The sequence below is a fragment of the Cellvibrio sp. PSBB006 genome (assembly GCF_002162135.1).
Taxonomy (GTDB): domain Bacteria; phylum Pseudomonadota; class Gammaproteobacteria; order Pseudomonadales; family Cellvibrionaceae; genus Cellvibrio.
In genome coordinates this window covers 1,605,892-1,618,825 of sequence record NZ_CP021382.1, presented here as the reverse complement: position 1 = coordinate 1,618,825, position 12,934 = coordinate 1,605,892, and the positions used below count along the sequence as shown (strand labels likewise).

Below are 12,934 nucleotides of genomic sequence, written 5' to 3'. Positions count from 1 at the left end.
GAATTTTCCGGTGCATGATTGATATCAAAGTGATATCTAAAAGAATCACTTGATGCCCATCAATAAAAGCGACATTGGTTCGTCATTCATAAAGGAGAGTGCTATGACTCATGAATTCAAAGCCAGCAGTGGTTCGGGGTATGTGCTGTTGTTGGTGTTATTACTTGCACAGGCAGGCAGCATAGCCGGTGTAATTTTCTTTGCGCCAGTCTTGAAAATCCTGTTCGGTTTGATTGCCGTCGTGGTGTTCATATGTTGGTTTGGTTTTTATATGGTTCATCCCAACCAGGGCAAGGTGTTGCAGTTATTTGGTCGGTATGCCGGCACGGATCGCGAAAATGGTTTGCGTTGGGCGAACCCGCTTTATGCAAAAAAATCGGTGAGTTTGCGTGTCAGGAATTTTGAGAGCGGCCGCTTAAAGGTGAATGATGCCAATGGCAATCCCATCGAAATCGCGGCGGTGATCGTGTGGCGCGTGGTGGATACTGCCGAGGCAGTGTTTGAAGTGGACGATTACGAAAACTATGTCACCATCCAGAGCGAAGCCGCCTTGCGTAACCTGGCCACCAGCTACCCTTACGAGCATGATGCTGAGGATGACCGTTTGTCATTGCGCAGTGATTCCAACACCATTTCCCAGAAACTGCGCGACGAAGTGCAGGATCGTTTGCAAAAGGCTGGTGTGGATGTGCTGGAAGCTCGTTTGAGTCACCTGGCTTACTCGCCCGAAATTGCGCAAGCGATGTTGCAACGCCAGCAAGCCAGCGCCGTGTTAGCTGCGCGACGCATCATTGTGCAGGGCGCGGTGGGGATGGTTTCTGATGCGCTGGAACAGCTGTCGACCCAAGGCGTGATTGAGATGGACGCCGAGCGTAAGGCTGCCATGGTGAGCAATTTATTGGTGGTTCTGTGCGGTGATCAGGTCAAACCCGTCATCAATGCCGGCAGTTTGTATTGATGGATTTGAAACCAGACTGAAGCGAGTTTTATCGTGTCAAAAAAAGCGTTTCCATTACGTATTAACGAGCAGGTTCTTGCGGCTATGCAGCGCTGGGCAGATGATGATCTGCGCAGCCTGAATGCGCAGATCGAATTCGTGCTGCGCGATGCGTTGGTGAAAAGTGGTCGGGTTAAATTAGTACAAAAAGTCGTGACCGATGTTGAGCTGATTGATGATGAAGGTCAGGACGAATAGCTAACAAAGAATGGGAGGTAAAATGCGGAAATTATGTTCTTCTCAAAAAAGCCGAATGGGCGTCGGTGTGGCTATTGGCGCTGCGTTGGGGGCTTCGTTAGGTGTGGTGACCGGGAATATAGCGGTTTCGCTCGCTATCGGTATTGCCATCGGTGTGGTGCTGGCGGCAATAAGAAATAAAAAATATTAATAAATTTGGACATTTGCACAATGCGAGTTTCGCGTTAGGGGCTGGGTTTCGAAACCCTCAATTCAGGGATGAATTGAGGGAGCTACAGGGATGTATGCATGCGCTTTCGAAACCCGGCCCCTAATGACAAACGGATTACAACGTGCCTCAAATACTATTGAAAATACTCCGGATGTTCTTGCGGAATTACTTCCAAAATATTGTACACATCTTTCATATGCACGCTCATCGCTTTCGCAGCCTCGGCACTTGAACCGGTTTTAATCGCTTTGATGATGGCATTGTGCTGGGCGATGATGCGTTTGTATTGGCCGCTGATATGTAAACTGAGATTACGCACGCGATCCATATGTGCTTTTTCTGCTTCAATCAAAGAAGCAACTCGCGCGTAGCTGGTAAATCCGGCGAGGGTTTGGTGAAACAGGTCATCCAGTTTTTGAAAGGCCAGTGGATCGTCGTCTTTCGCAGCGACTTTTTGTTCTGCAATAATTTTCTCGCCTGCCTGAACGATTTCGGCTGTCACATGATCGGCCAGGAAGGTCACCACAGAAACTTCCAGCGCTTCACGGATAAAACGCGCTTCCAGAATCTTATCCATACTGAATTTTGAGACGTAGGTGCCGCGTTGGGGCAATACATCCACAAAACCGATGTTGGATAATTGAATCAGGGCTTCGCGCACTGGCGTTCGACTGACACCGAATTGTTCCGCCAGGGCGGTTTCGGAAATCATTTGGCCGGGCAGCAATTCCATGCTGACGATGGCATCGCGAATAAACCCATAAATCTGGTTGGCGACAGGGCGGTCGAACGAAAGGGTTTTGGAATCTGCACCTGGTTTTCGTGCTAGCACTACCGGTTGTTTGGCCACTCTGGATCTCCCGCCGCAAAGGTCGTTAATCAATATGAATGTCAGGTATGAATTTCAAGATGTTAGGCTGTTATTATTTTATAGGCGCGTTGATCGACCGATATTAACATTATCTATGGCGGGAGTTAACGAAAATCTGGTCGTTTACGGGGTAGTTATAGGCGCATGTTTACTAGTATTGCAATTCACGCACTGCTTTATTGCTTAATGTATTTTTGACCATTAGATGCAAAAGAAAATTGTGTCTACTTTTTCATTTCCGTGAGCAATTTCAGTGCGCGAATGCGCTGCTGTGGATCGTAAAGATCAATCGTAAACATAAACTCGTTGATCTCCAGTTCATCTGCCCAGCGTTCCAGTTTTGCCTTAACTTGTGCAGGATTACCGATGGCCGCCAGTGACAGAAAATCTTTCACATACAATTCCTCTTCGATATTCCACAAGCCATCCATTGAGTCGACCGGCGGCTTTAACCAGAGTGGCTGACCACGCAGCAGGGCAAGTATGCGTTGTTGGCTGGTGGTGGATAGAAAAATCGCCTCGTCTTCTGTATCTGCAACAATAACCGGCATGCCCAACATGGCGTAGGGTTTTTCGAGTACTGCTGAGGGTTGGAACTGAGTCTGATAAATTCGAATGGCGTCGCGCATCAAACGCGGTGCGAAATGACCTGCAAATGCATAGGGCAAACCGCGTTGCGCGGCCAATTGCGCGCTATACAAGCTGGAGCCCAACAGCCAGATCGGCACCTGGGTTCCGGCGCCGGGAATGGCCTTTAATCGTTGACCGTCTTGCAGCGGCGCCAGCAATTGCTGCAACAAATGCACTTCGGTCGGGAAATTATCTGCACGCATATCATCGCGACGCAGAGCGCGGGCAGTAATGGGATCAGTACCGGGTGCCCGACCCAAACCCAGGTCGATGCGATCAGGGTACAAGCTTGCCAGGGTGCCGAACTGTTCCGCGATAACCAGCGGCGGATGATTGGGTAGCATGATGCCACCGGAACCTATACGCAGCGTTTGTGTGCCGCCGGCAATATAACCAATCAGGACGGCGGTCGCTGAACTGGCGATACCCTCCATATTGTGGTGCTCCGCCAGCCAAAATCGTTTAAAGCCCAATTGCTCCGCTGTCTGGGCATAGGCCAGTGAATTTTGTAAGGTTTGATGAATGGAATTGCCTTCACGAACCGAGGCGAGTTCCAGTAATGAAAAAGGGATATTGTGCAACATGGAAGATTTCTACCGCTTGAATTTGAACAATGTAATCAGGGTTGGGATCTTCGACGCGAAAGCAAGCGTTAGCCTTCGTCATTTAATGTAAAGACCGTTGCGCAATTCTTATGTTCACATAGACTATAAGAAATGCAATGATAATAAGATGAGGAGGTTGGCATGTATTTTTACCGTTCGTTGCGCCATTGTTCGTTGTTCTGCGTAGTTAACTTTATAGTTACCTTGGGTCTGCTGTTCAGCTCTGTTTCCGCTCTTTCCAATTCCACCAATTTGACCTTGAATGACAAGGAGTATTTTGAACAGCCGGGCTTGAATGTGCTGGTGTTCAGCAATTGGTACGACGGCTTGTTCAGCGATGCCAAGATCAGCGGTGTTGAATTAATCCACCACGGTTTACGCACGGCGACCAACGGTGATGTGCGGCTCAATGCCACACCGGAACAGTGGGATGCGATTCCACAATTTAAAGAGCGTAAGATTAATCAGGATGATCAATCTATCGAAGCCTTCCTTCATTATTCTGATCATCAATTCGATTTTTCGATCAAGGTGAAAAAGAATACCGAAGGCGTGCGCATTACGGTTAATTTGCCAAAACCCTTGCCTGCCGTCCTGGAAGGCAAAGCCGGTTTTAATCTGGAGTTTTTACCCTCAGCTTATTTTCATAAGTCCTTCATGATGGAAGAAAGCACTGGCATTTTTCCGCGTTATCCCAATGGTCCCAAAGAAATTAACGGTATTGCTGAGCCGCGTGCGTTGGCTGTCGGCAAACATCTGGTCCTGGCGCCGGATGATATTGAGCGGCGCGTAAGTATTGAAACCTTTGGTGCGCCACTGGAACTCTACGATGGTCGCACAAAAGCGCAAAATGGCTGGTTTGTTGTGCGCAGTAAAATTCCTGCAAATAAAACCGGTGCGGTAGTGGAATGGCAATTAAATGCCAGCACTATCAAAAATTGGGTGCGGCCACCGATGATTGCGCATTCGCAGGTGGGCTACCATCCTGAGCAGAAAAAAATGGCTGTTATTGAATTGGATGCGCGGGACAAAAAAAATCCCAAGGCGGAATTGCTACGCGTGATGCCGGATGGCAGCCAGAAATCAGTACTCAGCGAGCGCCTGGATTCCTGGGGTAACTATCTGCGCTATCAGTATCGTCAATTTGATTTCAGCCGTGTGACCACGCCGGGTCTTTATATGATTCAGTACGGCGAGCAAAAATCCGGGCCTTTCCGTATTGACGCACAGGTTTATCGCGACGCCTGGCATCCCACTCTGGATATTTTCCTGCCGGTACAAATGGATCATATGACGGTTAACGAAGCCTATCGTATATGGCACGGTGCTTCACACCTGGATGATGCCTTGCAGGCGCCGGTTGATCACGAGCATTTCGATCTTTATGCGCAAGGCCCAACCACCGACACACCTTACAAACCCGGTGAGCATATTCCGGGTTTGAATATTGGCGGCTGGTACGATGCCGGCGACTACGACATTCGCACGCAAACCCAATACGACGTTGTAAATACCTTGGTCACAGTGTGGGAAAATTTTGCCGTGAAACGCGATAACACCCGCGTTGATTATGAAAGCAAATATGTTGATATTCATGTGGCCGACGGCAAGCCCGACATCCTGCAACAAATTGAACATGGCACTCTGGCGTTGATTGCACAGCATCGTGCGCTGGGTCGTGCAATTCCCGGCATTGTTGAAGCACATATTGAGCAATACACCCACCTCGGTGACGGGCTGACCAAGACAGATAATCTGATCTACGATTCAAGCTTGAAAGAGCATGAATCCACCGGATTCAAAAGTGGCAAGTTTGATGACCGCTGGGCCTTTACCAGTAAATCCACACCTTTGAATTACGGCTCGGCGGCGGCACTGGCAGCGGCAAGTCGCGCGCTCAAAGGCTATAACGATGAGCTTGCCAAAGAATGTCTGGCGACGGCGAAAAAAGTGTGGGCGGATGAACAGGCCAAGGCCAAACCGGATTTATTTATCCACGGCAATACTACCGGCGGCAAGCTGGAATCGGAGAATTTAAAAGCGGCCACCGAATTGTTGATTACTACCGGTGAGGCGCGTTATGCACAAGTTGTTGAACAACTGCTGGGGAAACTGGAACAAGAGTTTGCGTTTCATGTTTCCTGGTTTGTGCGCGCTATGCCGCATATGTCACCAGCCTATGGTGAAAAAGTAAAAACATTGGCCGCGTCTTATGCTGCTGATTTGCCAAAACTGGAACGTGAAAATCCATTCGGTGTGCCCATTACTACCGGTGGATGGGCGGGTAGCGGTTGGGTTATTCGACACGCTATCAATAATTATTACTTACACAAAGCATTCCCGGAGCTGGTGGATCGCGAGGCGGTTTTGCGTGGTTTGAATTTTCTCTACGGCACTCATCCTGCGCATAATCTTTCACTGGTTTCCGCCGTGGGAACACAGTCCAAAGAGGTGGCTTACGGCATGAATCGTGCTGACTTCTCGTTTATTGCGGGCGGTATTGTGCCGGGTATTCTGGTATTGAAACCGGACTTCCCCGAGAATCACGAAGATTGGCCGTTCTTCTGGGGACAGAATGAATATGTTGTGAATCTGGGGGCGAGCTATATCTTCCTGGTGAATGCCGCCGAAGATCTTTTACTGAAGAAAGAATGATGCCGCTTAGGCTTTAAGCGTGCTGGTTTGTTGGCCACCCTTCGGGGTGGCTTTTTTTATTTCGAGATACTGTTTTTGTTTATCATCTGCCAAAAAAACCGACACAGCAATAAAATGCACAACGTAATAAATCCACCGATGCATTCGCGCGCTTCTTCGATATAGGGTTTGTTAGGATTCATTGACTGCATCAGCGGCTCCTGTGCGGCGTGGCGTAAGTATTCAAGCGTGCCCGCTGCGTAAATACCCATGATCACCAGACTCGATACCACACCCACCCAAAACACCACAGCATTGAAACGCTTCATAACCAGCAGCAAGGGCACGATAGCGCAGACCACATAGTAGGTTGTCCACAGGATCGGGTCCGGATCATTTAATTGTAAGAACGCAGACGTCAATAACAAAAGGAACAACAGAAAAGCGAAACTGCGTATGCTTATTGTCAGCATCATAAAGACCTTTCCGGGTAGCACTGGGGTGCAGGTGGTTAAAACGGTAAACCCGGAGAGGTTTACCGCACGAAATTGATATAAAAAATTATTTAAAATAATGGTTGTACTTTGCCGGTATAGCATCAATGGATTTTAATTTTATGTCTTTAAAAAAAGCTTCTCCGGCTTCACTTTGCAACAGGATTTTTCCCTGGGTGAGTGGCAGCATCTTTCCATCTCTGGTGTAACGGGAATTGCTCAGCGCCATAACCACTTCGCCGTTGACGATATGCAGACTTTTGTCACCATACGTAATCAATTCCACAGTATTCCATTCGCCTTTTGGCTTCTCCCTGTCATGGCTGCGACGACAGGTAATGCCCACGCCACCGGGGCCGAAGCTCAATAATTCAGCCTTGGGATTGTAGATATGCACCTCTGCACCTTCAGGCTTCTCACAACGGATATCAATTTGCGAGTCGGCGATCTGCCACCAGTCGCCGGTGCTTTGCTCCATGATTTGTAATTCCTGGGAGAGCGCCCAGGCTTTCCAGTAATCGACACCGTGCTCACCATTGGCGTGGTACAAAATACCGGTATCCAGTTCGAGATCCAGACGCGGTTTCCACTTCTTGGAACCCCATTTGTATTGCAGGATCAGGTGATAATTTTCAAATTCTTCGTTGGTGTAGACGCTGCCGTAGATCTCACCGGACACGCGCAGTACCGGTTCGCCCTCTGTCATTGAAACCGTGAATACACCTTTCTCATCTTTGCCGTGACCAATGGGTTGCGTGTAGTTGCCTTCCGCATCTTTCGGTAAACCTTTGATGTCAGTTTCAGGATTGGGAAAACCAAGATAAGTGTTCCATTGGCTCAGGTCTTTATCGAGCAGATAAGTCCACTCACTGTCCTTGGCGTGGGTATTAACTGACATCATCGCGACAGCGACGATGGCGAGAGCAACTGATGTTGATAGCTTCATGGTTATAACTTCCGCATTCCAGATAAAAGTGTGGCCGCTGTAACAGCCGATGGACAAGGTGCGGTGAGCATTTGAATCGCCAGAGCGCTCAAATTTATCCCGGATGAGACCCACTCATCCGGTTTATTTATTGTTTTACTTGCGCCAGTAGTACTTGCAATGGGTGAGGCAGCTTCACATTATCGATACGTTTGGCCTGACTGCGGCAAGAGTAACCGGTGGCCGTCAACCGATCTTTATTGGCCGGGTTGTTGACGACGTCCGCCCAGGACAATTGGTAGATCTTTTTCGACGTGTCGACATTAATCGCCTCGTGCCCATAGGTGCCCGCCATGCCACAACATCCGGTTTCAATGACTTTCAATGTTTGGTTGAGTGCGGCAAATACCTGCTGCCAATCTTTAATGGAACTGACGGCGTTGGTTTTTTCGGTGCAGTGGGCCAACAATGCATAATCGCCGGTACCAAATTGTTGTGCTTGTGCGCGCAAGGTTTCCTGTTGTCCGGCCAACCATTCTTGTATCAGTTGCACCTTGGGTGCGTTAGCGCCGAGGATTTTTTTATACTCGCTGCGATAAGCCAGGGTCATGGCCGGTTCGAGACCAATCAACGGAATGCCGGAAGACGCCAGTCCGTTCAACATAGTGGCATTGGTGTCCGCTGCTTTGGCGAAAGCTTTCAAAAAGCCATGGACCTGCAAGGGTTTGCCGTTGGGTTTAAATGGCGCGAGCAGCGGTACGTAACCCAATTTCTGCAACAGGGTTAATGCATCAATCACAAAGGGGGTTTCAAAATAACTGGTAAAGGCGTCCTGTACGACGATAACCGCTTTGGCTTTTTCGGCTGCGTTCAACTGCGCGATATTTTCCAGGCTGGCGTAACGAATGCCGAGCTTCTGGATTGCATCGTCCAGCAAAATACCGGTCAACAAGGGGCTATCCACCATGCCCACCACCTTGGCCAGCAAGCTTTGCATAAAACGCGGTTTCATCATGGCGTTGTATAACCAGGGCACACGCGCCAGGGTGGGAATCATGAACTCCAGTCCGCCGATAAAATAATCTTTCAGCGGGCGCAGGTAACGGCCGTAGTACAGCTCCAGGAACTTACTGCGGAACTCTGGTACATCCACTTTGATCGGACACTGACCCGCACAGGATTTACAGGCCAGACAACCCACCATGGACTCGTGTACTTCGTGGGAAAAATCGTAGTCGCCCTGTTTTTTCTGCCAGGTATTTTTAATGCGCGCCGGCAGCGTCAGCAAAAAACTGCTGCGTTTGAGCGCTGCACTTTCTGCAACGGGATTCACACCGCGCTCGCTCATTTGCTTGAGCCACTCGCGCATTAAAGATGCGCGACCTTTCGGCGAGTGAATGCGCTCACGTGTGCCTTTCCAGGAAGGGCACATGGCGTCGTTGGGATTCCAGTTGTAGCACAGGCCGTTGCCGTTGCAGTGCATGCCTTCGCTGTAGGCGTTCCAGACGTGCACCGGAATTTTGCGATCTTCCTGGCCGCGGGTGGTGACGCCATCAATCTTGAGTAATTCGATTTTTTCCGTCGGCGTTGCGATCTTGCCCGGATTCAGTTGATTGTAGGGATCAAATTCGGCTTTGATGCGCTGCAATTGCGGATACAACTCACCAAAAAACTGCGGTGCGTATTCCGAGCGCACACCCTTGCCATGTTCGCCCCACATCAACCCGTTGTACTTTTGCGTTAACGCGACCACCTCGTCAGTAATCTTGCGCACCAGTTTTTCCTGTTCGGGATCTTTCATGTCCAGCGCCGGGCGAACGTGTAGTACCCCCGCATCCACATGACCGAACATGCCGTAAGTTAACTGGTGATCATCAAGCAACTTGCGGAATTCAAAGATAAAGTCGGCGAGGTTTTCCGGCGGTACAGCGGTATCTTCCACAAAAGGCACCGGGCGAATTTCGCCTTCCACATTGCCCAGCAACCCGACCGCTTTTTTGCGCATGCCCCAGATTTTATTAACCGCATCGTTACCCCAGGCGAGGCTGTAACCCATACGGCCGAGATCATTGTCGAGGCCGGACTGATCGAGTTGATCCGTCAACTTTTTAATGTCGGCGCGCAGCTCATCTTCGTCGTTAGCGGTGTATTCAACCAGGTTAATCCCCTGGATTTTTTCACCACTTGCCGACGGCGGAAAAAATTCCGATACGCTGTGCCAGACGATGTCATTCATCGCCAGGTTAAGTACTTTTGAATCGACAGTTTCAATAGAAGTCGGGTTCGCCTTCATCAATTCTGCCGCATCGCGCAGGGCGGCATTGAAGTCGCGGTAGTTGACGTTGACGAGTGCAGAAAATTTTGGGGTCATCAACAAATTTAATTTGGCTTCAGTGATAAAACCCAACGTACCTTCACTGCCGCATAAAATATTGTTGAGGTTAAAACGACCTTCTTCATCGCGGATGTGTGCGAGGTCGTAGCCTGTCAGGCAGCGATTAAGTTTGGGAAATTTTGCTGCGATCAAATCCGCGTGGTCCCGTTGAATGCTGTCGAGCAAGCGGTGAACCTGGCCAACGCGATCCTGTCGCTGTGCAATAACCTCCAGCTCATTGTCCGCTACCGGTGAGGATGTCCATTCAGCCCCATCGAGTAGCACTGTGCGCAGTTCCAGTACGTGATCGCGCGTCTTGCCGTAACGGCAGGAACCCTGGCCGGATGCATCGGTGTTGATCATCCCGCCGATGGTTGCGCGGTTGCTGGTCGACAGTTCCGGCGCAAAGAATAAGCCATAGGGTTTGATGGCCGCATTGAGCTGGTCTTTTACCACGCCGCACTGCACGCGCACCCAGCGTTCCTCGACATTAATCTCCAGGATCTGGTTCATGTACTTGGAGGTATCCACCACCAGGCCGTCGGTCAACGACTGCCCATTAGTGCCGGTGCCGCCGCCGCGCGGGCTGAGCACGATGTCGCGAAAGCGCTGCACCTGACTGAGTTTGACGACCTTGACCAGGTCCGCCGTATCGCGAGGATAAATGACACCTTGGGGCAAGACTTGGTAGATGGAGTTGTCTGTCGCCAGCACGGTGCGATTGGCGTAGTCCGGGCTTAAATCGCCGCGAAAGCCGTTGTCGCGCAAGGCATTTATAAAAGCCAGGTACAGGGCCTGGACGGGAGACGTTTGGCGAATGCTTGGAATCATAGGGTTTGGCTAACCACGGGGGAATCTACTGCTGAAAATAGGAGCGCATTCTACTATCTCGCCCGGTACATGGCCATGGTGGAGCCCCGGCATGCGAAGGTTTGATGAGCGGCACGCCAAAATAGAATGCTGGCTTGCTGTTCGTCGCCGCGGGCTTGTATGACAGTGCGGGCGGGTTTAGTGTCATTGGGTTAGTTGGTGTAGCTGTACCGATAGTGTGTTTTGTGTTGCGAAGGAAAAGCGTTGGCAAAAACCTATTAACCAGTTAGCGGAGGGATTCCCCTATGCCAGCTCCTCTTGTAGCGGCAGCCTTGTCTGCCATCGGTCCTGCCCTTGCCAGGCGCGGACTCGACCTGCTCAGCGGCGTGTTTCGCGGTGCCCTTGATAAAGGTACCCAGGAAATCGCCGGGTTTATCGAAGAAAAAACCGGTATTGATATCAACGATGTCGCCGATGAAAAACTCACGGAAGAACAGTGGGCCAAGTTGCGCGAGTTTGAATTCCAATACCAGGCCAAGTTGCTTGAGTATCGCCAACAGTTGGATGCCAATGCCCTGGAGCTTGAAAAAGTGCATCAGGCCGACCGCGCCGACGCTCGGGATATGCAAAAGGCGGCGCTATCGAGCGATGACAAATTGGCCAAACGCTTTGTGTATTTTTATGCAACGGGCCTGACACTGCTGACCTTTCTGTTCATCTTCTACGCCGCGTTTGTTCACGACTACACCACAAACCCCGACGCTGCCCGCGTGATCGATACCGTGTTGGGTTTCCTGCTCGGCGTTTCCCTGTCCGCCATCATCCAGTACTTTTTCGGTTCCAGTGCCGGCAGTAAAAGCAAGGAAGAAAAAATACGGTTGCTGACCGAATCCATCCAGGTCGAGCACGACAAGGCACTCACCATCGAAACAGATAAATCGCGGGGAGGGCGCCCGTTATGAGCCTCCTTCGCCATCAATCTGCCTTTATGCTGCATGTAGCCGAATTGATTCGCAAAGCCACAGAACTGGGTTTTCATGTATCCGGCGGCGAGCTCTATCGCACCACGGAACAACAGGCGTTGCACATTAAGAACGGCCGTAGCACCACCATGAACAGTCAGCACCTAAAGCGTCTGGCTGTGGATCTGAATTTTTTTAAGGAAACCCCCGCTGGCGAACTAACGCTCACCTACGATGTGGAAGATCTGCGGCCGCTGGGTGAGTTTTGGGAGAATCTGGACAGCGCCAATCGCTGGGGCGGTAACTGGAAATCCTTTAAAGACACGCCGCATTTTGAGCGGCGGGAGAATCTTGCCAGTACACCGCCGCCAACACCGGTTGTAGCGGGAGTGCCTGTCGCTGAACTAAACCAGCGCGGCGCAGGGATTTTGTCAGGTTCGGTCGGCGCCCAGAGTGCAAATCGTCGCGATGATGTGGAGACTGTGCAGCGTTTGCTTAACCTGTGTGCCGAGGCGGGCCGCGTCCAGATAGAAGAGGGCAAACTCAATCCTGACGGGGCTTTCGGCAATAAAACCCTGAATGCCATCAGGGCCTTTCAACGCAGTGCGCTCGGTGATCAAACACCTCAAGGCCGGGTTGAGCCGGTGAGCCGGGAGCTGGCCAGCTTGTGTGAGTCTTTGCCGACAACGTTAACCTCAGCCTTGTTGGCGTTGTTGTATCTGCGTGCCGGGGATAAGGATGTGAATGAACTGGCCGCAAAAATTGACCGCATGATGGCTAACCGCGCTATTGATTCACCCTTGCGCCAGGCGCATTTTTTGGCCCAGATCGGTCACGAATCAGGTGAGTTGCGCTTTCGCGAAGAGATTGCCAGCGGTGAGGCCTATGAAAGGCGGGCGGATCTGGGAAATACCCAACCGGGCGATGGGCGGCGATTCAAGGGCCGGGGTTTGATCCAACTGACCGGCCGCGCCAATTATGCGGAGTATGGGCGCGCTATCAACCGGGAGGCGGAGTTGCTGGCCAAGCCGGAACTGGTTGCGAGCGATCCGGATTTATGTGTCGATGTAGCAGGCTGGTTCTGGGCAAAGCGGGGGTTGAATGAACTTGCCGATAAGGATGAGCTGACGGCTATCACCCGCCGTATCAACGGCGGGCTTAACGGGCTGGAAGATCGGCGCCGCTTATACCAGCGTGCAAAATCTCTGCTAGGTGCTTGATGT

At 50.8% G+C, this 12,934-nt stretch carries 11 protein-coding genes; 6 read left to right on the top strand and 5 right to left on the bottom strand.

Annotation, left to right across the window (positions count from 1 at the left end; all coding sequences use genetic code 11):
- The first annotated feature begins 103 nt into the window (after positions 1-103).
- The 3 genes from CBR65_RS06725 to CBR65_RS22255 are packed head-to-tail and all read left to right on the top strand — an operon-like array spanning position 104 to position 1,385.
- The gene (locus CBR65_RS06725; protein WP_087466149.1) at positions 104-958 is read left to right on the top strand and encodes an SPFH domain-containing protein; all 855 of its coding nucleotides are present in this window, start codon (positions 104-106) and stop codon (positions 956-958) included.
- 33 nt (positions 959-991) lie between these two features.
- A complete protein-coding gene (locus CBR65_RS06720; RefSeq protein ID WP_198300888.1) occupies positions 992-1,195 on the top strand; it encodes a hypothetical protein in 204 nt (67 codons plus the stop codon).
- A gap of 22 nt (positions 1,196-1,217) precedes the next feature.
- Positions 1,218-1,385: a hypothetical protein gene (locus CBR65_RS22255; RefSeq protein WP_198300887.1), complete on the top strand. Its 168-nt coding sequence runs from the start codon at positions 1,218-1,220 to the stop codon at positions 1,383-1,385.
- A 154-nt stretch (positions 1,386-1,539) separates the two neighbouring features.
- Here CBR65_RS22255 and CBR65_RS06710 read toward each other — a convergent pair whose 3' ends face one another.
- Positions 1,540-2,256: a GntR family transcriptional regulator gene (locus CBR65_RS06710; RefSeq protein ID WP_087466146.1), complete on the bottom strand. Its 717-nt coding sequence runs from the start codon at positions 2,254-2,256 to the stop codon at positions 1,540-1,542.
- 245 nt (positions 2,257-2,501) lie between these two features.
- The gene (locus CBR65_RS06705) at positions 2,502-3,491 is read right to left on the bottom strand and encodes an LLM class flavin-dependent oxidoreductase (RefSeq protein WP_087466145.1); all 990 of its coding nucleotides are present in this window, start codon (positions 3,489-3,491) and stop codon (positions 2,502-2,504) included.
- A 162-nt stretch (positions 3,492-3,653) separates the two neighbouring features.
- Here CBR65_RS06705 and CBR65_RS06700 point away from each other — a divergent pair, with 162 nt between their 5' ends.
- The gene (locus tag CBR65_RS06700; RefSeq protein ID WP_087466144.1) at positions 3,654-6,167 is read left to right on the top strand and encodes a glycoside hydrolase family 9 protein; all 2,514 of its coding nucleotides are present in this window, start codon (positions 3,654-3,656) and stop codon (positions 6,165-6,167) included.
- A 56-nt stretch (positions 6,168-6,223) separates the two neighbouring features.
- Here CBR65_RS06700 and CBR65_RS06695 read toward each other — a convergent pair whose 3' ends face one another.
- The 3 genes from CBR65_RS06695 to CBR65_RS06685 form a co-directional block, all read right to left on the bottom strand.
- Positions 6,224-6,622: a transmembrane 220 family protein gene (locus CBR65_RS06695; protein ID WP_157671994.1), complete on the bottom strand. Its 399-nt coding sequence runs from the start codon at positions 6,620-6,622 to the stop codon at positions 6,224-6,226.
- An 85-nt stretch (positions 6,623-6,707) separates the two neighbouring features.
- A complete protein-coding gene (locus tag CBR65_RS06690; protein WP_198300886.1) occupies positions 6,708-7,586 on the bottom strand; it encodes a DUF1080 domain-containing protein in 879 nt (292 codons plus the stop codon).
- Between the two features lie 127 nt (positions 7,587-7,713).
- Complete coding sequence (locus CBR65_RS06685) at positions 7,714-10,770, bottom strand: FAD-binding and (Fe-S)-binding domain-containing protein (RefSeq protein ID WP_087466142.1); 3,057 nt, start codon at positions 10,768-10,770, stop codon at positions 7,714-7,716.
- A gap of 284 nt (positions 10,771-11,054) precedes the next feature.
- Here CBR65_RS06685 and CBR65_RS06680 point away from each other — a divergent pair, with 284 nt between their 5' ends.
- Together CBR65_RS06680 and CBR65_RS06675 are read left to right on the top strand one after the other, a co-directional pair.
- Positions 11,055-11,711 carry a hypothetical protein gene (locus CBR65_RS06680; RefSeq protein ID WP_087466141.1) on the top strand — a complete coding sequence of 219 codons (657 nt, stop codon included), beginning with the start codon at positions 11,055-11,057 and terminating at the stop codon, positions 11,709-11,711.
- On the top strand, positions 11,708-12,931 hold the full coding sequence (locus CBR65_RS06675; protein WP_087466140.1) for a M15 family metallopeptidase: 1,224 nt from the start codon (positions 11,708-11,710) through the stop codon (positions 12,929-12,931). The genes CBR65_RS06680 and CBR65_RS06675 overlap by 4 nt, the downstream gene beginning before the upstream one ends.
- The last annotated feature ends 3 nt before the right edge of the window (positions 12,932-12,934 follow it).

Bases quoted from the DNA above. Each gene is read 5' to 3' on its own strand.
- CBR65_RS06725 (WP_087466149.1), top strand. From the start codon at position 104: ATGACTCATGAATTCAAAGCCAGCAGTGGTTCGGGGTATGTGCTGTTG.
- CBR65_RS06695 (WP_157671994.1), bottom strand. From the start codon at position 6,622: ATGATGCTGACAATAAGCATACGCAGTTTCGCTTTTCTGTTGTTCCTT.
- CBR65_RS22255 (WP_198300887.1), top strand. From the start codon at position 1,218: ATGCGGAAATTATGTTCTTCTCAAAAAAGCCGAATGGGCGTCGGTGTG.
- CBR65_RS06675 (WP_087466140.1), top strand. From the start codon at position 11,708: ATGAGCCTCCTTCGCCATCAATCTGCCTTTATGCTGCATGTAGCCGAA.
- CBR65_RS06705 (WP_087466145.1), bottom strand. From the start codon at position 3,491: ATGTTGCACAATATCCCTTTTTCATTACTGGAACTCGCCTCGGTTCGT.
- CBR65_RS06680 (WP_087466141.1), top strand. From the start codon at position 11,055: ATGCCAGCTCCTCTTGTAGCGGCAGCCTTGTCTGCCATCGGTCCTGCC.
- CBR65_RS06690 (WP_198300886.1), bottom strand. From the start codon at position 7,586: ATGAAGCTATCAACATCAGTTGCTCTCGCCATCGTCGCTGTCGCGATG.
- CBR65_RS06700 (WP_087466144.1), top strand. From the start codon at position 3,654: ATGTATTTTTACCGTTCGTTGCGCCATTGTTCGTTGTTCTGCGTAGTT.
- CBR65_RS06685 (WP_087466142.1), bottom strand. From the start codon at position 10,770: ATGATTCCAAGCATTCGCCAAACGTCTCCCGTCCAGGCCCTGTACCTG.